Source organism: Williamsia sp. Y712, assembly GCF_059445525.1.
In genome coordinates, this window is record NZ_JCAIUN010000001.1 from 2,274,638 (window position 1) to 2,295,558 (window position 20,921).

20 protein-coding genes are annotated in these 20,921 nt (G+C 64.4%); 12 read left to right on the top strand and 8 right to left on the bottom strand.

Features of this window, described 5'->3' with window-relative positions; translation table 11 throughout:
• Window positions 1-236 precede the first annotated feature (236 nt).
• Window positions 237-1,589, top strand: coding sequence for an N-acetylmuramoyl-L-alanine amidase family protein (locus tag AC1D75_RS10330; protein ID WP_495515138.1), 1,353 nt, complete (start codon window positions 237-239; stop codon window positions 1,587-1,589).
• 28 nt (window positions 1,590-1,617) lie between these two features.
• The gene (locus tag AC1D75_RS10335) at window positions 1,618-2,568 is read left to right on the top strand and encodes an SDR family oxidoreductase (protein ID WP_495515139.1); all 951 of its coding nucleotides are present in this window, start codon (window positions 1,618-1,620) and stop codon (window positions 2,566-2,568) included.
• Here the strand turns inward: AC1D75_RS10335 and nadE are convergent.
• A complete protein-coding gene (gene nadE / locus AC1D75_RS10340) occupies window positions 2,537-3,361 on the bottom strand; it encodes an NAD(+) synthase (protein WP_495515140.1) in 825 nt (274 codons plus the stop codon). The two genes, AC1D75_RS10335 and nadE, sit on opposite strands and share 32 nt — an antisense overlap.
• Before the next feature lie 6 nt (window positions 3,362-3,367).
• Between nadE and AC1D75_RS10345 the strand changes: the two genes are divergently transcribed.
• Complete coding sequence (locus AC1D75_RS10345; RefSeq protein ID WP_495515141.1) at window positions 3,368-4,174, top strand: fructosamine kinase family protein; 807 nt, start codon at window positions 3,368-3,370, stop codon at window positions 4,172-4,174.
• Between the two features lie 26 nt (window positions 4,175-4,200).
• On the opposite strand, the gene AC1D75_RS10350 is transcribed toward AC1D75_RS10345, so the two are convergent.
• Window positions 4,201-5,130 carry a DUF6542 domain-containing protein gene (locus tag AC1D75_RS10350; RefSeq protein ID WP_495515142.1) on the bottom strand — a complete coding sequence of 310 codons (930 nt, stop codon included), beginning with the start codon at window positions 5,128-5,130 and terminating at the stop codon, window positions 4,201-4,203.
• A 124-nt stretch (window positions 5,131-5,254) separates the two neighbouring features.
• On the opposite strand from AC1D75_RS10350, the gene AC1D75_RS10355 reads away from it, so the two are divergent.
• Complete coding sequence (locus tag AC1D75_RS10355) at window positions 5,255-5,722, top strand: hypothetical protein (RefSeq protein ID WP_495515143.1); 468 nt, start codon at window positions 5,255-5,257, stop codon at window positions 5,720-5,722.
• Window positions 5,723-5,867: 145 nt separating this feature from the next.
• Here the strand turns inward: AC1D75_RS10355 and AC1D75_RS10360 are convergent, their stop codons facing one another.
• The 3 genes from AC1D75_RS10360 to AC1D75_RS10370 all read right to left on the bottom strand — a co-directional run bounded on the left by AC1D75_RS10360 (window position 5,868) and on the right by AC1D75_RS10370 (window position 9,143).
• Entirely contained in the window at window positions 5,868-7,019 is a 1,152-nt protein-coding gene (locus AC1D75_RS10360; protein WP_495515144.1) for a DNA recombination protein RmuC, read from the bottom strand.
• An 88-nt stretch (window positions 7,020-7,107) separates the two neighbouring features.
• Complete coding sequence (locus AC1D75_RS10365; protein ID WP_495515145.1) at window positions 7,108-7,629, bottom strand: methylated-DNA--[protein]-cysteine S-methyltransferase; 522 nt, start codon at window positions 7,627-7,629, stop codon at window positions 7,108-7,110.
• The gene (locus AC1D75_RS10370) at window positions 7,626-9,143 is read right to left on the bottom strand and encodes an AlkA N-terminal domain-containing protein (RefSeq protein WP_495515146.1); all 1,518 of its coding nucleotides are present in this window, start codon (window positions 9,141-9,143) and stop codon (window positions 7,626-7,628) included. The genes AC1D75_RS10365 and AC1D75_RS10370 overlap by 4 nt, the downstream gene beginning before the upstream one ends.
• 210 nt (window positions 9,144-9,353) lie before the next feature.
• Here AC1D75_RS10370 and AC1D75_RS10375 point away from each other — a divergent pair, with 210 nt between their 5' ends.
• The 5 genes from AC1D75_RS10375 (at window position 9,354) to AC1D75_RS10395 (ending at window position 12,926) form a co-directional block, all read left to right on the top strand.
• Complete coding sequence (locus tag AC1D75_RS10375; RefSeq protein ID WP_495515147.1) at window positions 9,354-9,602, top strand: hypothetical protein; 249 nt, start codon at window positions 9,354-9,356, stop codon at window positions 9,600-9,602.
• 217 nt (window positions 9,603-9,819) lie between these two features.
• Window positions 9,820-11,046 carry an AI-2E family transporter gene (locus AC1D75_RS10380; RefSeq protein WP_495515148.1) on the top strand — a complete coding sequence of 409 codons (1,227 nt, stop codon included), beginning with the start codon at window positions 9,820-9,822 and terminating at the stop codon, window positions 11,044-11,046.
• A gap of 83 nt (window positions 11,047-11,129) precedes the next feature.
• Entirely contained in the window at window positions 11,130-12,209 is a 1,080-nt protein-coding gene (gene ychF / locus AC1D75_RS10385; protein WP_495515149.1) for a redox-regulated ATPase YchF, read from the top strand.
• Window positions 12,202-12,558: a zinc ribbon domain-containing protein YjdM gene (locus tag AC1D75_RS10390; protein WP_495515150.1), complete on the top strand. Its 357-nt coding sequence runs from the start codon at window positions 12,202-12,204 to the stop codon at window positions 12,556-12,558. The genes ychF and AC1D75_RS10390 overlap by 8 nt, the downstream gene beginning before the upstream one ends.
• A gap of 26 nt (window positions 12,559-12,584) precedes the next feature.
• Window positions 12,585-12,926: a DUF1801 domain-containing protein gene (locus tag AC1D75_RS10395; protein WP_495515151.1), complete on the top strand. Its 342-nt coding sequence runs from the start codon at window positions 12,585-12,587 to the stop codon at window positions 12,924-12,926.
• Window positions 12,927-12,943: 17 nt separating this feature from the next.
• Here the strand turns inward: AC1D75_RS10395 and AC1D75_RS10400 are convergent, their stop codons facing one another.
• The 3 genes from AC1D75_RS10400 to AC1D75_RS10410 form a co-directional block, all read right to left on the bottom strand.
• Window positions 12,944-13,924: a pseudouridine synthase gene (locus AC1D75_RS10400; protein WP_495515152.1), complete on the bottom strand. Its 981-nt coding sequence runs from the start codon at window positions 13,922-13,924 to the stop codon at window positions 12,944-12,946.
• A 64-nt stretch (window positions 13,925-13,988) separates the two neighbouring features.
• A complete protein-coding gene (locus tag AC1D75_RS10405) occupies window positions 13,989-15,074 on the bottom strand; it encodes an SDR family oxidoreductase (RefSeq protein WP_495515153.1) in 1,086 nt (361 codons plus the stop codon).
• 440 nt (window positions 15,075-15,514) lie between these two features.
• Window positions 15,515-16,912 carry a cation:dicarboxylate symporter family transporter gene (locus AC1D75_RS10410; RefSeq protein ID WP_495515154.1) on the bottom strand — a complete coding sequence of 466 codons (1,398 nt, stop codon included), beginning with the start codon at window positions 16,910-16,912 and terminating at the stop codon, window positions 15,515-15,517.
• A gap of 105 nt (window positions 16,913-17,017) precedes the next feature.
• On the opposite strand from AC1D75_RS10410, the gene AC1D75_RS10415 reads away from it, so the two are divergent.
• The 3 genes from AC1D75_RS10415 (at window position 17,018) to AC1D75_RS10425 (ending at window position 20,756) form a co-directional block, all read left to right on the top strand.
• Window positions 17,018-18,580 (top strand): sensor histidine kinase, encoded by a 1,563-nt coding sequence (locus AC1D75_RS10415; RefSeq protein ID WP_495515155.1) that lies wholly within the window; start codon window positions 17,018-17,020, stop codon window positions 18,578-18,580.
• Complete coding sequence (locus tag AC1D75_RS10420; protein WP_495515156.1) at window positions 18,580-19,272, top strand: response regulator; 693 nt, start codon at window positions 18,580-18,582, stop codon at window positions 19,270-19,272. Before AC1D75_RS10415 ends, AC1D75_RS10420 begins: the two co-directional genes overlap by 1 nt.
• Window positions 19,273-19,544: 272 nt before the next feature.
• A complete protein-coding gene (locus AC1D75_RS10425; protein WP_495515157.1) occupies window positions 19,545-20,756 on the top strand; it encodes an HNH endonuclease in 1,212 nt (403 codons plus the stop codon).
• The last annotated feature ends 165 nt before the right edge of the window (window positions 20,757-20,921 follow it).

Consider the following 20,921-nt stretch of genomic DNA (forward strand, 5'->3'; position numbering starts at 1 on the left):
GTCATCGGCTGCGACCGAACGATTGAGCATCGGCCGGGTCACGACCTGACAACGGTTTCGGACGTAGCGGACACCCATTTCCCAAAAGTCTCAAGGACTGGTTCACTGTTACAGAAGTGAATTCTGTGACTGAAGTTGCGTAAGTGGCGTCCGAGTCGAGTCCTGGCCGGCCACACCATCAACCGATCGGTCCGAAGGCCGCGCCGGCCCTTTTCGGCGCACGCGAAAGGAACACCGTGACCAAGAAGAACATGCGCGTCGCCGGGCTCACCACCTTGGCCCTCGCCGCTTCACTGATCGCGATGCCGGCGACGGCGTCAGCCGAGCCCGCCCCGGCACAGGGTGATTCGCTTGTCGGAAAGACCATCTTCATCGATCCCGGACATCAGGGTTCGTCCGCGGGTCAGGACCTGAACAAGCCGGTACCCGACGGCCGAGGCGGAACCAAGGACTGTCAGACCACCGGCGCCACCAGCGCGAATGGTGTGGCCGAACACAAGGTCAACTGGGACATCTCCCAGCTCGTGAAGGCAGGCCTGGAAAGCCAGGGCGCCAAGGTGGTCCTGAGCCGTCAGGACGACACCGGCTGGGGCGGGTGCATCGACGAGCGGATCAACGCGGCCAACGCCTCGAATGCCGATATGGCAGTCAATGTTCACGCCGACTCGACCTCTCCCGGAGTTGACGAGAGCAAGAGTGGCTTCCACATCATCGTTCCCCAGCTCCCGGTCCCTGATGCCACGGTGCAGCAGGTGCAGTCCGGTCCCGGCCTCAATGCCGCCGGACTGATGCGTGATGCGTTCAAGGACGCCGGGCTGGCGCCCGCGAACTACGCCGGTGCGCAGGACGGCCTGCAGACCAGGGCGGATATCGCCGCGGCCAACCTCACCAAGGTGCCCAACGTCTTCGTCGAGCTGGGCAATCTGTCCAATCCCGCCGACGCCGCGGCACTCACCGGTCCCGATGGCCAGATCAAGTACGCCATCGGTCTGATCGACGGAATGATCAGGTTCTTGCTGACGGGGGATACGGCCACCACGCCGGCACCGACCGCAGCAACCCCGACGACTGCCGCACCGACCGCGGTGGCACCGACGACAGCAGCCCCGACGACGGCAGCGCCGGCCTCACCAGCTCCGGTCACCGCTGCACCGACCCCTGCGGCACCGGCTGCACCGGCACCGGCCACCGCTGCCCCGACAACCGCTGCCCCGACAACGGCAGCGCGGACCACGGCCGCACCGACGAGCGCAGCGCCGAAGACCACTGCACCCAAGTCCGCAACACCCAAGTCCGCAACACCGACACGCACGGTCGCTCCGGGTATGGGCCTGCCGAGCCAGCCGCTCGGCAGTGAGAACGGAACGAGCGCACCGTCGACGGTGCCGGGGTCCGGGACAGAGTCCGAAGGTATTGACCTGACCGGTCTGCAGTCGCTTCTGCCGCTGATCAGTTCGCTGCTCGAAGCCGAGGATTCCGAAGGAATCGAGGGGTTGTTGGCAACGCAGGGCAACGATGTGGCGTCGCAGGTCCTGGAGGCGATGCTCTCGGTCGTCTACGAGATCTTTGGCGGCAAACTCCCCATCTGAGAACAGATATGACCCGTAGGGTTGAGGTATGAGCGTCAAAGACCTACTGGTGATGAAACCTCCTGTGAAAGACCTGCGAGCCAAGCGGGTACTGATCACCGGTGCCGGAAGCGGGATCGGCAGGGCCACCGCGTTGGCGGCGGCCAGGGAAGGTGCGGCACTGGTCCTCACCGACATCAATGTGGCGAACCTCGACGAGACGGCTGCGCAGGTGCGTCGCGCCGACGGCAAGGTGGTCTTCCACCGCGCCGGCGACGTCTCCGATTACGAGTGGGTCAAGCGGTTCGCCCAGCAGGTCGATGCCGAGGTCGGCGTGATGGACGTAGTGATGAACATCGCGGGCGTATCAGCATGGGGCACAGTGGAAAACCTCGAACATCGCCATTGGAAGCAGATGGTCGATGTCAATCTCATGGGACCGATCCACATCATCGAGTGTTTTGTCCCGCAGATCATCCGGCGGGGTCGCGGGGGCCATCTGGTCAACGTGTCATCGGCGGCGGGCCTGTTGGCACTGCCGTGGCACGCTGCCTACAGTGCCGGCAAGTTCGGGATCCGCGGTGTGTCCGAGGTTCTACGAATGGACCTGCGGCGACACAAGATCGGCGTCTCGCTCGTCTGTCCGGGTGGGGTCGACACCCCGTTGGTCAACACCGTGGAGATCGCGGGGGTCGACCGTGACAACCCGGTCATCGCGCGGCAGATCGGGCGATTCCACAAGGTTGCGGTGACCCCAGAGCAGGCGGCAGACGCCATCCTCAAGGGTGTACGCAAAAACCGGTTCATGGTGTACACCTCGTTCGACATCCGGTTCGGGTACTGGATGTCCCGGAAGTTCGCGTTGCCCTACGAGATCGTCATGCGGATCGCGAACAACCAGTTCGATCACATCGCCCGGGTCAGTGCGCGAAGTCTCGAAGCATCTGCCGCTGCGTCGGATTCGGGTGCTAGCTCTTCCACCAGTCGTCAAAAGGGGTGACCGGGACGGTGCGCTTGTGCGCCGAGCGCAGGAACAACGATTCGATGCGTTCGGCGACCTCGGCATCGACCTCCAGGCCCTCGAGATAGTCGTCGATCTGGCTGTACGTCACGCCGAGCACCTCTTCGTCGGGCAGTGCCGGGCGGTCGTCCTCGAGGTCGGCGGTCGGGACCTTGGTTGTGACCGAATCGGGGGCACCCAGATGCCAGAGGATTTGGGCGCCTTGACGTTTCGTGAGACCTGTCAACGGCGTGACGTCGACTCCGCCGTCGCCGTATTTCGTGAAGAATCCGCTGACCGCCTCGGCGGCGTGGTCGGTTCCGACAACCAGGAGGTTCTCCTGCCCGGCAACTGCGTATTGCAGGATCATTCGCTCGCGGGCCTTGATGTTGCCGCGCACCAGGTCTCGGAGCGGCTCACCGAGCGTCTGCACAACCACTTCGGCGGTGGCGTCGGAGCCGGGTTTGACGTTGTAGACCTCTGAGCGGTCGGGGTCGATGAACTTCAGTGCGATCTGGGCGTCCTCTTCGTCGGCCTGTTCGCCGTAGGGCAGCCGCACCGCGACAAACGTCGCGTTGCCACCCTCGGCACGCACGGATTCCACGGCCAATTGACAGAGTCGGCCGGTCAGGCAGGAGTCTTGCCCGCCACTGATACCGAGGATGAACCCGCTGGTGCCGGTGCTCAGGAGGTATTGCTTGAGGAAGTCCACCCGACGGTCCACCTCCTGCTGGGGGTCGATGGTCGCGGAGACGTCGAGTTCGGCAATGATTCGCTCTTGCAGGCTGGCCATGCACAAATGGTAGTGGGACCGGTCCCGTTCCGGCACGCTGGAGCGGTGACCTCACGCGAATTCCGTAAACATCGATCCGACGCTCCTCGCGACTTCTTCGCCGCCGAGGCAGCGGGCCTCCGGTGGCTTGCCGATGCCGGGGCACCGGTTCCGGAGGTACTCGACGTCGGGGACGACCACATCACACTGCGCCGACTGACCACTGCGGCACCGACCCGACGACATGCGCAGGAGTTCGGCGCGATGCTGGCCCGGATGCACGGGTGTGGTGCCGATGCTTTCGGTAGTGCTCCGGCCGGATTCTCCGGTCAGATCTTCATCGGGAACCGGCCCATGCCATCGACCCCGACCGCGCACTGGGGTGAGTTCTACGCCCAGCAACGCGTACTCGCGTTTGTCGATGATGCCGTGGCCGCCGGGAACCTGCGGCGCGCCGACGAATCGGACACCCGGGAGGCCTGCGAGCTCATCGCATCCGGGGTGTTCGATGATGGGCAGCCGCCGGCCCGCATCCACGGTGATCTGTGGAACGGCAACGTGATGTGGACACCCGATGGCGTGGTGATGATCGATCCGGCCGCCCATGGTGGGCATCGTGAGACCGACCTGGCGATGCTCGCGCTCTTCGGTTGCCCGGCCCTCGATGCGGTCATCGCGGGCTATGAAGAGGAGTACCAGCTGGTCGACGGCTGGCCCGAACGCATCGCTCTGCACCAGCTACACCCGCTGGCGGTACATGCGGTCGGCCACGGTCCGGGTTACGGCGTCGAGCTGGGGCGGGCGGCTCGGCAGACCCTCGAACTGGCGGTCTGACCTGACTGGACGGGCGGGCTACGCGTTCAGCGCAGGTCGCGGTCGCGGATCCGGGGTGGTGGCGCGTAGATGATTTCTTCGGGCGCGCGGTAGGCCCGTGCGCCGGGTGGCTGCGGCGGCTGCCGGTCGTCGTAGGGTGCTGCGCGGCGCGTCCGGGCCTCGGGCACTTCCGGGGCCGCACGTCGGCGTCGCGGCGGGCCGCCCAGATCATCTCCGCGTTCGGGGATTCGAGATTCGGGGATTCTGGGTTCGGTTGCCCGGGACCGGGGATCAGTGGTGCGGATAGGCGGCCGTGGGTTCTGGGACACGCGGGGCCTGGGGACCGCCGTGGACGCCGGGCCGTCGCTGTCGGCCACTGCCGGGCGGGGTTGCGGTCGGGGCGCCTTCGCGGCACTGCTTCGGGTCTTGTCGGTCCGGGTCTTGTCTGCCGAGCGTGCCGCCGACGTGCCTGCGCTCTTCTTCGGCGACTTGGACGCGGAGGTCTTGCGGTCGCCGGTCTTGACGACCTTCCCGGCGTTCGTGGGATGTGTCAGCCAGATCCGCGCGGCGGCGATGGCCAGAACGATGAGGAACGTCCACCCCATCACCGGGAACAGTTTCGCTATCGGCAAGGCCACATTGAAGACGAGCTTCTTCAGCCCCGAATCGGTGGCCGACACCAAGAAGTAAAGCGTGATCACTGCCACACCGAACAGAACCAGCGGTGGCTGTGCGACGGCAGTGAACAGTGCGCGGCGCCGGACGGCGAGTACCGCAGCGATGCAGCCGATCATGTAGAGCGCCTTGAATGCAAAGCCGAGTGCTTCGTCATCGCCTGCGACAACGATCACTGCTCCGACCGAGGTCAGGCCGACTGCCAGCAGCACAGCGCCCCACCATGGCACACCTGGTGCGGTGGGAAGTGCGGATTGCTCATCGAGGGGAACCCCCGAGCGCGAGCGTGGCCCAGAAATCACATACCGACCGTACCGGTAAATCCTGAGAAATCCGGTACTGAACGCGCGTGATGCCGTGGGTCACTTCACTGCCGGTTCCGTCCGGACGGGACGTGCGGCTCCGGCGGCCCGGCTGAAAGAGGGGGTGGAAACCCCGCTGATGTTCAGCTTCGGTGACGAACCCACGCGGCACGCCGAGGCCGTGATCCGCGAGATCCCCGCCCCGCTGTGGACGTGGGTCGACCGAGAGGTCATTTCGCGGTTGCTGACCCGCCGCACGCTTCCGGTGGTGGAGGTCGTCGCGTGTGTGCCGCAGGTTCCCCTGGGGGCAATGGACGTGGTGGGCGTTTCCGGGGGCGGTGCAAGGGTGCCGTCGAGGCCGGTCTCGGCGATGCGTGGCGAGGTCCTGCGTGCGGCCGACAGACTCTGGTCGAAGGACGCATTCGTGTGGCTCACCAGGACGGCGTCGGGTCCGTCGCGCAAGGTGTCGCCGGTGGTGAACGCAAATGCCGCGACGGCGGCCATGGTGAGGAGCCATCCTCCGACAACAACACTGCCCGAGCAGGTGCTGGCCGTGACATCGGACCGACGATCGTGGCTGACATACATGTGAACGACTCCAGGGGTGAAGGGCGACTGGAATCAGGTTGGCCTGAACCGCTTGGAGTGGGCTTGAAGTTCACTAGGAAAATCGGATCCGTGCATCCAAGTTGCTCAGTCAAGTGGCTAGCGCACGACGAAATCCGCAGCCGATCGGGTCAGCTGAGGCCGATTCCGGTACGTCGGGGCTGTGCGTCGATGGCCACCGGGGGCTCGAGGTCCTCGAGATCGGAGAAGGCGTCGAGGTCGGAGAGCTTGCGCGCGGTGACCGTTACACGCGAATCGATGGTGCCGATGGCGCTGTTGTACGACTCCACAGCTTTCGTGAGCGATCCGCCGAGTTTGTCCATGTGCCTGCTCACCATGCCGATGCGCTGGTAGAGCTCTTTGCCGAGTTGATGGATCTGCTGGGCGTCGCGGGTCAGCGCCTCGTGCCGCCAGCCGAGGGCAATCGTGCGAAGAAGCGCCACCAGACTGGTGGGGGTGGCGATCACCACGTTGTTGGTGAAGCCGTAGTCGATCAGTTCGGGATCCGAGCGGCAGGCCATTTCGAGGATCGCCTCACCAGGGACAAAGAGGACCACGAACTCCGGCGAGCTCTGCAGCGCTTCCCAGTACGACTTGGAGGAGAGCTGCTGGATGTGGGTGCGCAACGCTTTGGCGTGTGCGCGGTAGGCCTGCGTGCGGAAGGCGGGGTCAGTGCTGTCGGCGGCTTCGAGGTACGCCGACAGTGGGACCTTCGCATCGATCACCACGTCGCGTCCGCCCGCGAGGTGCACCACCAGATCCGGCCGCACCTTCGAGGAGTCGGAGGTGGTGCCGCTGACCTGTGTGGTGAAGTCGCAATGGCGCTGCAGCCCCGCCGCCTCGATCACCCGCTCGAGGTGGAGTTCGCCCCATCGCCCGCGGGCCTGAGGTGAGCGCATCGCGCCTGCCAGTTGTTGCGCTTGATGTCCGAGATGCTCGGAGGTCTCGCGCATACCGCTGACCTGCTCGGTCAGCCCCGCATACGCGGCGATCCGGTTGCGTTCGGTGCGCCGGAGCTCCCCGGCCAGCGAATCGAGCGTCTCGCGCAGCGGTCCGACGATGTGGGAGACCTGCTGCCCGATCGCTCCCGACTGCCGGCGTGCGGCATCTTCGCTGGCGGCAGACAGTGATCGGACCAGCAGGTCGTGGTTGGCGTGGGCGGCATCGGCTTCGGCGCGGGCGACAGCCACCTCGGACCCGGACTTGTTGGCTTGCACCAGCCAACCCAAGGCGAACCCGGCCGCCAGTCCGACGATCAGCAGTATGACTGCGGTGATACTCATGGTGTTGATGGTGCATCAGAGGTCTGACACAACCGGTTGCGGCTGGTGCGAGATCTCAGGGGCGAAGAGATCTACTCGGCCGATGCCCTCACAACTGCGGACTCGGCGTGTCAGGTCCCTCGTGAGCCAACAACCAGGACTTGATGGGGAGGCCGTAGCGGAACCCGCCCAGCGACCGGTCCGAGCGCAGTACGCGATGACAGGGCACGAACAGGGCCGCCGCATTGCGGGCGCACGCACTCGCGGCCCCTCGGATCGCGGCCGGGCGACCGCTGAGGGCGGCGTATTCGGTGTAGCTGACCGGCGACCCGGCCGGGATCGTTCGCAGCACCTCCCAGGCGTGCTCGAGGAATTCGCCCGACCGTTGCCGCACGGGAATGCTGTCGATGGCGGTCACCTCGCCCTGGTGGTATCGCTCGGCGGCAGTGGTCACCGCGCCCAGGTCGGGTTTGTTGACGAGCGTCAATGGGCGAATTGACTTGTGTATCAGGACATTGAGGTAGTCGGCATCGTCGGACCAGCCCGACGCGAGGACTTCGGCGTCGTCGTTGATGATCATCGTGAACGGACCGGTGGGGGTGGCGATGGTGGACCAGGCTGCGGTGCTCATGAGACCTGCTTTCGTGGTGAGACGGATGTCGAGCCGTTGGACAGGAGGGGAGAGCTGCGGGCGATGACGTTGTGCCACAAGTGCATCGACACGTAGGAGCGCCAGGGCGACCAGTGCTGTGTTCTGCTGAGGTCGATGCCGAGGTCGGCTGCCGACCGTCGGACCACTAGGTCGGTGTGCAACAGGACGTCCGGATCGTTCAGCAGGCGCATCGCGACGTAGTCGGCTGTCCAGATACCGATTCCGCGTTGTGCGACGAGTTGGGCGCGCACGTCGGCGGCGGGCATGCCGGCATGCATCACCAGGGCTCCGTCGGCGATCTGGCGGGCCACGCCGCTCACGGCAGTGGTCCGCGCGGTGGGGCCGGTCAGGACCTCGCTTCCGTGTTCGGCGATCGCCGCGGCGGTGGGGAACAGGTGGGTGATGTCGCCGAGGGGATTTTCCAGCGGCTCACCGAGTGCGGCGACGAGCTTTCCGGTGTGGGTGCGTGCGGCAGGCAACGAGATCTGCTGGCCGATCATGGTGCGGATCAACAGCTCTGTCGGATCGGTGCTTCCGGGCACGCGGATGCCGCGCATGCGCTCGATCAAGGGGATCAGCGAGAGGTCGGCGCAGAGTGCTTCGTTGGCCGCCGCCACGTCGGCGTCGAGATCGAGGAGTTTGCGGATCCGGTACACAGCGACCCCGAGATCCCGCATGTCGTGTAGTGCGATGTCGGCCCGGACGTGATCAGGGTTGATCTGCAAGGCGACCACACCCGGTCCGTGGGGCAGGGGCATCGAACGCCGGTAGAACTCACCGTCCCAGCTCTCGATGCCCGGCACCGCATGCGCGGAAAGGAACCAGTGCAACCAGGGCGGCGAAAAGGGTTGCCGAACAGCAAGCTTGAGGGTCACCGCGGCGCCGGTGGCGGCCGCTTGACGCGGTGCGCCCTTGGCGCGCAACTGGGTGGGCGTCTGCGCGAAGACCTCGCGAATGGTGTCGTTGAACTGGCGGATGCTGGCGAATCCGGCGGCAAAGGCGATGTCCGACATCGACATGGTTGTGCACTGGATCAGCATCCGGGCGGTCGTCGCGCGATAGGCGCGAGCCAATGCGAGGGGACCGGCCCCGATCTGTTCGCCCAGCACCCGGCCCAGTTGACGCGGCGAATAACCCAGGTGGTCGGCCAGGCCGGTCACACCGGTGCGGTCGACCAGGCCGTCCTCGATGAGGCGCATCGCGCGCGATGCCAGGTCCGAATTGACGTTCCAGCGCGGCGATCCGGGCACCGCGTCCGGAAGGCAGCGCCGGCAGGCCCGGTACCCCTGTTGCTGGGCGACCGCCGCGGTCAGGACAAACGAGACGTTCGTGGGCTTGGGAGTTATGGCCGGACACGAGGGCCGGCAATAGATGCCGGTGGTTCGGACTGCAACAAAGAACTGACCGTCGAATCGTGCATCCCTGGCCTGGAGGGCACGAAAACAGGAATCGAAATCAAGCTGTCTCGGATTCGTCGCGGTTTCGGTGGGCATGGGAACCACTGTCCCAGTCTTCGGGGTGCAGGACTAGCGGAAATCGGACGCGACAATTCGAGCGTCTGGAGGCTGGACAGCACCCGGAAATTATGCTGTGGCACAGATCACACTGCGTATCGAGTCCAGTCTGGGACCAACGTCCCGGATTTAGACTCTTTCCGCAGGAAAACGGGGACAAGGCAGGGATGAGCGTGCCAGGGTGGTCACATGTACGTAACACGATGGGGACGCAAAGAAGCGCCGTTGTCGCAATTCCCCGGTTGGGGTGTGGAGATCATGATGGGTCTCTACGGCGAACAGTCGGTGCGATCGGCGATCGAAGCGGAAAAGGGTCTGTCCACTGCGCCGGCGATGACCGGTGAGGTGTGCGATCAGGCCGGGGATCCGAGTGCGCTGCAACGCGATGACGTTGCCGTCGGCGGAAAGCTTCGCTGGCTGCAACGCCGCCGCGGCTGAGGCAACTACCGGGACTTGACCGCGCCGAGTGTCGCGCCGCGGAAACTCGGCGAGGCGCTGCGAGCACTGTTCCTCGGATGCGTAGAGCCCATCGCGCGCCGTCGGGTCCGGAATCCTGCACGCCGTGGTCGAGGATGGCGCAGTCAGGCGTAACGCATCTGATGGCGACTCGGCAGGTCGAAGTGTGTCCGGACGAGCGGCATGTGAACATCAACGCATGGCAACAACACCTGCGGGCGAACCGGGCGAGAAGCGGCCCGAGAATGAGAAGACGATTGTGTCCGGCGCGCAGGACACGACGAAAAAGAATCGCGGCAAGATCATCGGGGAGGGCGGCCAGTGGCTGGCAAAGCACGCCCTCCGTCTGATCCTGATCGCGGGCGGCGCATGGGTGCTGGCGTGGATCATCGGCGAGGCCTGGGTCGTCTTGTTGCCGACGGTGCTGGCGATCATCGTCTGCACGGTCCTGTGGCCACCGGTGCGCTGGCTCCGAAAAAAGGGCGTCGGCCCGGCGACGTCTTCGCTGCTGGTGCTCTTGCTGGCCATTGGGGTGGTGGCAGGCATCATCAGCGCGATCGCACCCTCGATTGTCGACCAGTCCGGTGATCTGGCGTCACAGGCCATCGACGGCGTCGAAGAGATCGAGGAATGGTTGCAGGGACCACCGTTCCGGGTCAGTGACGAGCAGCTGAACACAGCGGTCGACGCGATAACCGACCGAATCCAAAAGTCCAGCACCACCATCGCCTCCGGCGTCTTCACCGGCGTCACCACCGCGACGTCGGTGCTCATCACGTTGTTCACGGTCCTGTTCCTGACGTTCTTCTTCCTCAAGGACGGACCGAAGTTCCTGCCCTGGTTGCGCCGGACCAGTGGCGCGCCGGCTTCTGAGCACATCGCAGAGGTGCTGTCCCGGATCTGGGCGACGCTGGGCGGCTTCATCCGTACACAGGCCCTGGTGAGCATGATCGACGCGGTACTCATCGGCGCCGGCCTGGTGATCCTCGGGGTGCCGCTGGCCTACGCGTTGGCGATCATCACGTTCTTCGGTGGTTTCATCCCGATCGTCGGTGCGTTCGTCGCCGGTGCGCTCGCGGTGCTGGTGGCGCTGGTCGGCAACGGCCCGTGGACCGCCTTGATCGTGCTCGGCATCATCGTCGCGGTGCAGCAGCTCGAGGGCAATGTGCTCCAGCCGTGGTTGCAGTCGAAGTCGATGAATCTGCACGCGGCGATCGTGCTGTTGTCGGTGACGGCCGGTGGCACGCTCTTCGGCATCATCGGTGCCTTCCTTGCCGTCCCGGTGGCTGCGGTGGTGGCAGTCGTGTTGCGGTACCTGAACGAACAGATCGGGATCAGGGCAGGCGAAACAGTGGTCGCCAACGGCAAGGATGCCAAACTCGTCCTTCCCGATGGCAACGGCAACGCAGAACCCGAGACGAGCTAGCGGCGCCGACCAGCGGCCCCCAATCGGGCCGCTGGTCGTACGGCCCGCGGGTGACTTGCGGCGGCGAACTAGACTGGCTGCTCGTGAGCCTTACCCTCGGAATCGTCGGATTGCCCAACGTCGGCAAATCCACCCTGTTCAACGCACTGACCAACAACGATGTGCTGGCTGCGAACTACCCGTTCGCCACCATCGAGCCCAATGTCGGTGTGGTTGAGCTGCCCGATTCGCGGCTGAACCGCCTGGCCGAGATCTTCTCTAGCGAGAAGATCCTGCCTGCGACCGTGTCGTTCGTCGACATCGCCGGCATCGTCAAGGGTGCGTCAGTTGGTGAAGGCATGGGCAACCAGTTCCTGGCCAACATTCGTGAGGCCGACGCCATCTGTCAGGTGGTCCGGGTGTTCTCCGACGACGACGTGGTGCACGTCGACGGTCGCGTCGACCCGGTCTCCGACATCGAGGTGATCGAAACCGAGCTCATCCTCGCCGATATGCAGACGCTGGAGAAGGCGCTGCCGCGGCTGGAGAAGGAATCGCGGAAGAACAAGGAACTCGTCGAGGTCCTCAACGCGGCTCAGGAAGCTCAGAAGGTTCTCGACTCGGGCAAGACGCTGTTCTCGCAGAAGGATTCGCTGGACTTCGCGAAGCTGCGTGAGCTGCACCTGATGACCACCAAGCCGTTCCTTTACGTGTTCAACGCCGACGAGTCGGTGCTGACCGATCCCGAGCGCATCGCAAAGCTCAAAGAGCTTGTGGCGCCTGCGGATGCGGTGTTCCTCGACGCCAAGGTGGAGAGTGAACTGCTCGAGCTCGACCCCGAAGATGCCCAGGAACTCCTGGACTCGATCGGCCAGGACGAGCCCGGCCTGCATGCCCTGGCACGCGCCGGCTTCCACACCCTTGGTCTGCAGACCTACCTGACCGCCGGACCAAAAGAGTCCCGCGCCTGGACAATCCACAAGGGCGACACCGCTCCCAAGGCTGCAGGCGTCATCCACACCGACTTCGAAAAAGGCTTCATCAAAGCCGAGATCGTCTCCTTCGCCGACCTCGACGCCGCCGGTTCGATGGCTGCTGCCAAAGCGGCGGGCAAGGTCCGGATCGAAGGCAAGGACTACGTGATGGCCGACGGCGACGTGGTCGAGTTCAGGTTCAATGTCTGACGTTCTTCCTCCGTGTCCGGAGTGTGCGAATGAGTTCGCGTACGAGTCCGGCGCGTTGCTCGTCTGTTCCATGTGCGGTCACGAGTGGGCGCCCGGTGCGGACGATGCTGCTGATGTTGGTGGCGTCGTCACCGATGCTGTCGGGAACGTCCTCGCCGATGGCGACACCGTGACCATCGTCAAAAGCCTGAAGGTCAAAGGTGCCGGCGGTGGGGTGGTCAAGATCGGCACCAAGGTGCGCAGCATTCGGCTGATCTCCGATGGAGTGGGCGACCACGACATCGACGCGAAGGTGCCGGGCTTCGGGCAGATGCAGTTGAAGTCGAGTGTGGTGAAGAAGGTTCTCTGAGGAGGGCTTTCCGTTACCGTGGCCCCATGGGCGACGATTGGCGGGTATCCCGGGTCGACGAGGTGAGGTCATTGATCAGGCAGGCCGAGCCCGACGTCGTCGAAGAAGCAAAGTGGCGCAAGGCCTCGAATCCCGATGGCGTGCCGACGTTCTCGCTCGACGGCCTCATCTGCACAGTCGAGACCTACAAGGACAAGATCAAGGTGACCTTTGCCAAGGGCGCCTCCCTGCCGGACACGGCGAAGCTGTTCAACGCGAGTCTCGATGCGGGGGTCCGGCGCGCGATTGACATCGGCGAGGCGGATGCACTCGACGCCGATGCTTTCGAGGCGTTGGTCCAGGCCGCAGTCTCGCTCAATCGGGGTTAGCGAACTGTCTGAGCGCGTCAGTGCTCCGGGATGGGCGCTTCGCTCAACGTCCGGCGGGTGATGAAGCGTCGTGGCTCACCCAACAGGGGATCGGTGAATTCCAGTTCCCGTGCGAGCAGTTGCATGGGCAGGGCATGGTCATCCGGTTCCTCTGTCATCAGGTCGGGATACCAAGTGTCGCCGAGGATTCCGATGTCGAGTGCGGCCAGGTGTGCCCGCAGTTGGTGCTTGCGGCCGGTGTGCGGACGCAGGATCGTGTGCAGCACAGCGCGTCCGGAGGCGCTGACGCCGTGGCCCCGCACCTCGACCACTGTCTCGGCGTTGGGCTCGAGGAGGTCATCGATGGTGACCCGTAGTTCGCCGCGCCGCGCCGCGATGTGGTTGCGGTAGACGACAGGAACTGTGCGCCCGGCGATTGTCGGTGCGTCCGGGTCCCACCCCGGCGGCAGCGCCGAGACCGCCTCGTAGACCTTCACGACACGCCGCTTCTCGAAGAGCGACTGGTAGGCGCCACGCGTGGCGGGGCGGGCGGAGAACATCAAGAGGCCGGCGGTCGCCCGGTCGAGGCGATGGATCGGCGTCAGGTCCGGATTGTCGAGGCGCGTCCGCAATCGGACGAGCGCAGACTCCCGCAGATACCGCCCGCCCGGGGTGGTCGGCAGGAAGTGCGGCTTGTCGATCACGACGAGGTCGTTGTCGACGTGCAGGATCTCTTCCCGGAACGGCACCGGTTCCTCCGCCGGTAGATCGCGGTAGTACCAGACGAAGGGGTCCGCGCCGCCCAGCGCCGTGCCGCGACCAATCGGACTGCCGTCGGTGCCGACGATCTCGCCGTCATCGAACCGGCGGTACAGATCGACGGGGTCCAGGTGGTCGAACGTCGCGACCATGAACTCGGCGACCGTCGTCCACGGCCCGGACGTGGGGATACGCAGCCTCGTCGGTCCGACGCCGTTCTTGACGGGTAGGGGTGCGGGCATCGGCATGTGTGCCATCATCGCACCGACCTCCGCAGCAGGCCCATGAACATGGGTCTGCTGCGGTCGTCTGCGCCTGACGACATCACCTGGCGGGCAGGATGCCGGACTCCCGATAGCGTCTGACCTTGTCGGCAAAGCTCTCTACCGTGGAACGGAAGCCGAGGAACCCGGCCTGCTTGCTCTTGTTCATGTCTGTCAGGCACTCGATGTCGCGACCGAGGTCACTGTCTGTATGCCACCACGACGCGAGCCGTCCCACGTCCGGCTCGGCAAGGCCGTACCGCTGCGCGATCTTGGCCCATACCTCCGGCGCATCGCCCATTCTGTCGTCGAGCGGTCGCGGCGACTGTTCGAACCCGACGGGCTCCACTCCGAACATCTCGGCCACCTGAGGCCACAGCCAGCGCCACCGGAACACGTCGCCGTTGGCGATGTTGAAGGCCTCGTCCTTGCCGTTGGGATCTGTTGCAGCCCAGAGCATCTGTTCACCCAGAAGATCCGCGTCAGTCACATCGGTCAACCCGTCCCACTGCGTTTTCGAACCGGGGAACACGAACGGTGCCCCGGTTTCGCGGCAGATCTCGGCGTACACGGACAGGGTCAGCACCATGTTCATGGCGTTGCCAACGGCATAGCCGAAGACGGTGTGGGCCCGGTGCACACTCCAGCCGAAACCGTATCGCTCGGCGGCGGCAAAGAGCTCGTCTTCCTGGGCGTAATAGAAGTTCGGAGTGTTCAGCCGCGGCTCGTACTCGTGAAAAGGAGTATCGGCCATGACGCCGGTCGCATAGTCGTCGAACGATCCGAGGTAGTGCTTGAGTCCGGTCAGGAGTGCAACGTGGCGTACCGAGTCCTTGTCTCCCAGTACACCCAGGACGTTTCGAACCGTAGCGCTGTTGACCTCGATGTTCTTTTCCTCGGAGTCCTGCTTCATCCACGCGGTGAGGAAGACAATGTCCGGTCTGACATCGGCCAGCGCCTCCGTCAGTGATCCGGGATCAAGGAGATCCGCGGCAACCGGAATGACGCCATCCACCGGGTTACGCGGTCCCCGCGCCAAACCGTAAGTTGTCCAGCCATTGTCAACCAGCGCAGCGCTGATGGTCTGCCCGGCGATTCCGGTTGCGCCTACGACGAGGGCAATACCGGGCGTGCTGTTAGAAGTCATTTGATCGATCCAATCCGAGATCTGCCGCCCACGAGGACCCGACCGACTCGACGAACATTGAACTCAGCGTTCTCGGATGCGGTTTTACGCGTCTGGCTCACTGCGGAACCCGTAGACGAGCATTAAGGCGTGCTGGCTGAGAAGATCCCAACAGATCCACTGTACATGCGAACGCGCCGGACTGATTTGGCACACATGGCGTACCCGTATTGTGCACCACTTCTACTTCGCTGCAACAGGTTTGGGGATAGTGCCGAGACCATCCCTGCAATTCGCTCCGCTGACCCGCATGTGCTCCTGGAGTATCTGGACCCAAGCGGAGCGGATTGCCATCGGAATGAACGCGGTCGTGAACAGGAGCCGGATGGTGTTAGGGGAGAAGGGAATTGGTTCTGCGCCGCGGCTCCCGGGGGAACCGCGGCGCAGCGTTGTCGATCGCCTCAGGCAGTGACTACCGTTTTTGCAGTGGTCGAGTCGTCGGTCTTGTCCCAGCGGTCGTCTCCGTCGTCGACCATGGACAACTCGTCGAAGGGATCCTTGCCGGAGAGGACATTGCCGACCTTCTCCATGTCGACGGTCTTCGTCCAGGAGCCGACGAGAATCGTTGCGACGGCATTGCCGGAGAAGTTGGTGACCGCACGGGCCTCGGACATGAACCGGTCGATGCCGACGATCAGACCCACTCCGTCGAGGAGTTCGGGACGGTGGCTCTGCAGGCCACCGGCGAGGGTGGCCAGTCCGGCGCCACTGACCCCGGCTGCGCCCTTGGAGGCGACGATCATGAACACCAGCAGCGAGATCTGCTCACCGAGGGCGAGCGGGTCACCCATGGCTTCGGCGACGAACAGCGATGCCATCGTCAGGTAGATCGCGGTGCCGTCGAGGTTGAACGAGTATCCGGTCGGGACAACCACGCCGACGGTGGTGCGCTGGACACCCAGATGTTCCATCTTGGCGATCAACCGCGGCAGGGCCGACTCGGACGACGAGGTGGCGAAGATCAACAGGTATTCGCGGGCCAGGTAACGGACCAGCTGGAAGATCGAGACTCCTGAAACCAGACGCAGCAGCAGGCCGAGGATCACGAAGACGAAGATCGCGCAGGTCACGTAGAAGCCGAGCATCAGGGTCAACAGCTCGGTGATCGCGCTCCAACCGGTTTGGCCGACCACGTTGGCGATGGCGCCGAATGCGCCGATCGGGGCGAGCCACAGGATCATGCCGAGCACCTTGAACACGACCTTCTGGATCAACTCGATCGCCCGCAGGATCGGGTCGCCGTTGCGGGTGGGCAGAGCCTGGATCGCGAAGCCGACGAGCAGAGCGATGAAGAGGGTCTGCAGGACGCTGCCCTCGGTCAATGCCGACAGCATCGAGGTCGGGATGATCGACTGGATGAAATCCATGGTGCCGCCGGCTTCGTGGGCCTTGTCGGCGAGTTCTGCGCCGGTGCCCATCTTGGATGGATCGATCGTGAGCCCGCTGCCGGGGCTGAGCAGATTGCCAACCACGAGCCCGATGGCCAGCGCCACCGTCGACATCAGCAGGAAGTAACCGAACGCCAGGCCACCCACTTTGCCGACCGTTGCTGCCGCCCGCACCGAGCCGATGCCCAGGACGATGGTGCAGAAGATGACCGGGCTGATCATCATCTTGATCAGGCTCACGAACATGGTGCCCAGAACACCGAGGTCCTCGCCTACACCCGGGGCGACCAGTCCGACGATCACACCTGCGAACACCGCGATGATCACCGCGATGTACAACCAATGCGTCCGGTCACGCCGCTTTGGAGCCGGTGGCTGCTCTTGTGTCGGACGGTCTTCTGTCGTTGTCATGATCGACTTCCTTTGTGAAGCAGCGAGGAACGGGTTTGAAAGAATGGTGTTCGCCAAAGTGAGCGAGGTCACGGTTAAGTTCATTTCGTTCAGGCGGAGAGGTCGATGACGAGATTGGTGCCACGCTCTCTGGCAGGTCAGGCCATCGTGTTGCAACTCGTGGTTGTCGCGGTGATCGTGCTAGCGGGGAGTGCACTGGCTTTGCTCGACGCCCGCCGAGACAGCGACTCGGCAGCGCGCCAACAGGTCCTCGGTATCGCCAGTACCCTGGCCCAGTCGAACTCGACGGCAGCGGCAATCGCATCGGGTACCGCGCCGCAGATCCTCCAACCGGTGACCGGGCGCATTCGCGAGGACACCGGGATCGGATTCATCACGATCATGGCGCCCGATCGGACCCGCTTCACTCACACCAACCCGGCCCTCATCGGCCAGGACTACCTGGGCACCATCGGACCGGCGCTGGAAGGCCGAACCTTCACCGAGGTCTACACCGGGACTCTCGGGCCCTCCGTCAGGGCGGTGGCCCCGGTCCGTTCGTCGTCGGGGGAAATCATCGGCCTGGTGTCGGCGGGTATCACCCAGCAGACTCTCGGGCAGCGCTGGCGGGACGAGCTTCCGCAGATCATCCTGGTCGCGCTCGCCGCATTGGGGGTGTCACTGATCGGGATCTGGGCGATCGGGCGACGGTTGCTCCGGCAGACACACGGCCTCGGACCGACCGAACTCCAAGTGATGTACGAGCACCACGACGCGATCCTGCACTCGGTCTCGGAGGGACTGATCGTGCGCGACCGCCGCGGTGTCGCGTTGGCGAACGACGAGGCGCGGCGCTTGCTGTCCCTGCCGTCGGGCGAGATCGACAATGAGTCTCTGCCGCTCTTCTTGCGCTCCTACTCTCCCGGTGCGCGCGACGAGGTCCACGTCACCGGCGACCGGGTGCTCGTGGTGAACCGTTCTCACGTAGCCGGTGAGCGGTCTCCCGACACCGAGGTCGTGACCATCCGGGACCGCACCGAATTGCAGGGCGCGCTGGGTGAACTCGACTCGATGAAGGTGTTTGCCGAATCGCTACGCTCCCAGGCCCACGAATCCGCGAACCGGTTGCACACCATAGTGACGCTCGTCGAGATGGGCCGCGCCGATGAGGCCGTGAAGTTCGCAACCACCGAGTTGGAACTGTCCCAACGTCTGGTCGACCGTCTGTCGGAAGCCGTCGGTGAACCCGCGCTCGCGGCGCTGTTGCTCGGCAAGAGCGCCCAGGCCGACGAGCGGGGTATCGGCTTCACCATCACCGATGACACCGAATTGTCCTCGGACGCAGAAGAAGTGCTGCTGTCAGGGCCAGAGCTGGTCACCGTCGTCGGCAATTTGATCGACAACGCTTTCGACGCCTGCGATCGGGACGATCCGTGGGTGGAGGTCACGGTCCGTCTGGACGGGGACGACCTGCTGATCCAGGTCGCTGACAGCGGCCACGGCATGGACCCCGCGGAGTTCTCAAAGGCGATGCAGCGCGGCTATTCGACGAAGGGCGGGAGTGAGCACGGGCGGCGTGGACTGGGTCTCGCACTGGTCGCCCAGGTCGTCGATCGGCACCGCGGCACGCTCACCGCGGAGATGACATACGGGTCGGTCGTGACGGTGCGCATCGGTAAGGCGGCGTGATGATCAACGTGCTCATCGTCGAAGACGAACCATTGATCGCCGAGGCTCACAGCACCTATCTAGGGAGAATCCCCGGATTCACCGCGGCTGCGCTGGTCCATACCGCCCGGGATGCAATGCAGGCCGCCGTCGCGGCATCGGCCAGTGGAGCCCCGATCGACCTGGTGCTCCTCGACATCGGCTTGCCCGACGCCACCGGCATCGACCTCGCGTCTGCGTTGTCCGGGCTACGCCCCGCGCCGGACATCATCGCGATCACGTCGGAACGCGATCTGCAGATCGTGCGCGCCGCAGTCGCCAACGGGGCGCTGGCCTATCTGCTGAAGCCGTTCACCTTCGCGGCCTTTCGCGATCGGCTCGAGCGTTATCAGCGCTACCGCGCGGCCCTCCCGGCCGGTACCGACGCCGCCAGTCAAGCCGAGGTGGACCGCGCCTTCGCCGAATTGCGCACCGGCGCGGACCGATCCGCCGCACCGAAGGGTGCTGCGCCGGGAACCGCAGACGAGGTGGCAAAGGTTGTCCGCGACACCGTCGGTGGCATCACTGCCGCCGACGCGGCCAAGATCGTCGGGGTGTCGCGGGTGACGGCATGGCGTTACCTCGAACGGCTCGCCGAAGAGGGAACGTTGGTACGCCACACCGACTACGGCCACGCCGGGCGGCCGAAGATCCGGTATCAGTGGCGTCGTTGATCCGGCCATTCGAATAGCCGATGCTGCTGCAGCTGAACCCATTCCGGGTATTGGGCCTTCGATGATCTGAATGGGCGGTGGTTCGAGTTGCTTCGGCAAACTACCTAAATATGTTGGTGGTCAACAGGTTTCGCTAAAGACTCCCTTGCGAACATGCGTTCGAGCCGGTACAGTGGAGTCATCGACCACAAGCATCACGTATCTGACGCCTTCCCCGCAGAGACACCCTGGTCGATGACCCCGGTTTTGCTCTCCTTGGAAGGTGCTGTGCCATGCGACTTCTCGAGATGGTCGACGACATTGTCGACCTAGAGATTCCCGATGACGCGAACGATGCGCTGGGGGTGGTGAAGGATCTGATCACTCTGCGCAACGTGGCCGAGCATCAGCTTGCGGTGTGTGCGGCGGTGATCGACGAGTTGGGGATGGCCCGTAAGGCCGGTTCGACTACATCAAAGTTGTTGCAGTCCAACGGTGCAGCGCCGGTGTCGGCGTATCGGTGGTTACGTATCGGTCCGGGTCTGGTCGGTTTGGATCGTACCGCCGGGTATTCGAAGGATGGGTTTCTCTCGTCTGAGCACGTCGATGCGGTGGTCAAAGGTGTCGGGCATGTTGTCGGGCGGTCCGAAGAAGTTGTCACGGCCGAGCAGCGGATCGGGTTCGAGCGGAAACTGTTGAGCCACGCCATCTCCGGAGCGCCACCATCAGAGATCAATGCCGCCGCCCGCGCGCTGGGTAACGAGATTGCCAAAGACACCGGTGGGCCGCCGCCGGCCGAAGACCGGTCACTGAACAGCCTCGAATACAAAGTCCGTGAGGGTCGCTGTGTCGGGACGTTCGATGTGGATGCGGTGATCGGTGAAAAGTTGTTCTCCGCGTTGGACTTCTGGTCCAGAGCACGTCCCGAACCGGATGGTTCCGATGATCCGCGTTCTCCGACGCAGCGCCGGGCTGATGCCCTGCATCAACTGTTGGATTGCGGTGGGGGTGGGCAAACTCTGGTGTCGGCGCCGCGGACCGAGGTGAATGTGACTGTTCCTGCTGATCATCCCGATGCTGCGTCGTTGCCGTGGATGGGTCCGGTTACCGAGGCGACTGCTGCGATGTTGGCGTGTGATTCGTCGATCACCTCGATCACCCTCGACGGGCAGGAAGTCCCGGTCGATTTGAGTCCGCCGAAACGGTTGTTCAAGGGGTTGGTCCGTAAAGCGATCATCATCCGCGACACCTGCTGTGTGAAATGCGGGGGACATGCGAGTTGGTCTGACTGCCACCACATCGTCCACTTCGTTGACGGTGGTCTCACCACGCTCGAGAACGGGTGCTTGTTGTGCCGCACCTGCCATATGGCGGTCCACAACACCGATTGGGACGTGATCATGGGATCGGATGGGCACCCGTGGTTGATCCCACCGGCCGACGTCGATCCGCAGCGAAAACCGTTACCGGCCTACAACCGCCGAACCCTGACCCTCGCGGCCTGATCCTCGCCGCCTGACTCAACCGACTCTCCACTCCCGCGCACCCGAGATCTTTCGGGACCGCGCATGCATCCTTGACAACTCCATAGTGTGAAAAACACGGTGCTGCCGTCCAGGCAGCTGGGCGGCAGCACCGGTTGCAACGTGGTCAGACTTCAGCGGCGCTTC

Excerpts from the sequence above, each read along its gene's own strand:
- AC1D75_RS10335 (WP_495515139.1), top strand. The coding sequence starts at position 1,618 with ATGAGCGTCAAAGACCTACTGGTGATGAAACCTCCTGTGAAAGACCTG.
- nadE (WP_495515140.1), bottom strand. The coding sequence starts at position 3,361 with ATGGCCAGCCTGCAAGAGCGAATCATTGCCGAACTCGACGTCTCCGCG.
- AC1D75_RS10345 (WP_495515141.1), top strand. The coding sequence starts at position 3,368 with ATGGTAGTGGGACCGGTCCCGTTCCGGCACGCTGGAGCGGTGACCTCA.
- AC1D75_RS10360 (WP_495515144.1), bottom strand. The coding sequence starts at position 7,019 with ATGAGTATCACCGCAGTCATACTGCTGATCGTCGGACTGGCGGCCGGG.
- AC1D75_RS10365 (WP_495515145.1), bottom strand. The coding sequence starts at position 7,629 with ATGAGCACCGCAGCCTGGTCCACCATCGCCACCCCCACCGGTCCGTTC.
- AC1D75_RS10370 (WP_495515146.1), bottom strand. The coding sequence starts at position 9,143 with ATGCCCACCGAAACCGCGACGAATCCGAGACAGCTTGATTTCGATTCC.
- AC1D75_RS10375 (WP_495515147.1), top strand. The coding sequence starts at position 9,354 with ATGTACGTAACACGATGGGGACGCAAAGAAGCGCCGTTGTCGCAATTC.
- AC1D75_RS10380 (WP_495515148.1), top strand. The coding sequence starts at position 9,820 with ATGGCAACAACACCTGCGGGCGAACCGGGCGAGAAGCGGCCCGAGAAT.
- AC1D75_RS10390 (WP_495515150.1), top strand. The coding sequence starts at position 12,202 with ATGTCTGACGTTCTTCCTCCGTGTCCGGAGTGTGCGAATGAGTTCGCG.
- AC1D75_RS10395 (WP_495515151.1), top strand. The coding sequence starts at position 12,585 with ATGGGCGACGATTGGCGGGTATCCCGGGTCGACGAGGTGAGGTCATTG.
- AC1D75_RS10400 (WP_495515152.1), bottom strand. The coding sequence starts at position 13,924 with ATGATGGCACACATGCCGATGCCCGCACCCCTACCCGTCAAGAACGGC.
- AC1D75_RS10405 (WP_495515153.1), bottom strand. The coding sequence starts at position 15,074 with ATGACTTCTAACAGCACGCCCGGTATTGCCCTCGTCGTAGGCGCAACC.
- AC1D75_RS10410 (WP_495515154.1), bottom strand. The coding sequence starts at position 16,912 with ATGACAACGACAGAAGACCGTCCGACACAAGAGCAGCCACCGGCTCCA.
- AC1D75_RS10415 (WP_495515155.1), top strand. The coding sequence starts at position 17,018 with ATGACGAGATTGGTGCCACGCTCTCTGGCAGGTCAGGCCATCGTGTTG.
- AC1D75_RS10420 (WP_495515156.1), top strand. The coding sequence starts at position 18,580 with ATGATCAACGTGCTCATCGTCGAAGACGAACCATTGATCGCCGAGGCT.
- AC1D75_RS10425 (WP_495515157.1), top strand. The coding sequence starts at position 19,545 with ATGCGACTTCTCGAGATGGTCGACGACATTGTCGACCTAGAGATTCCC.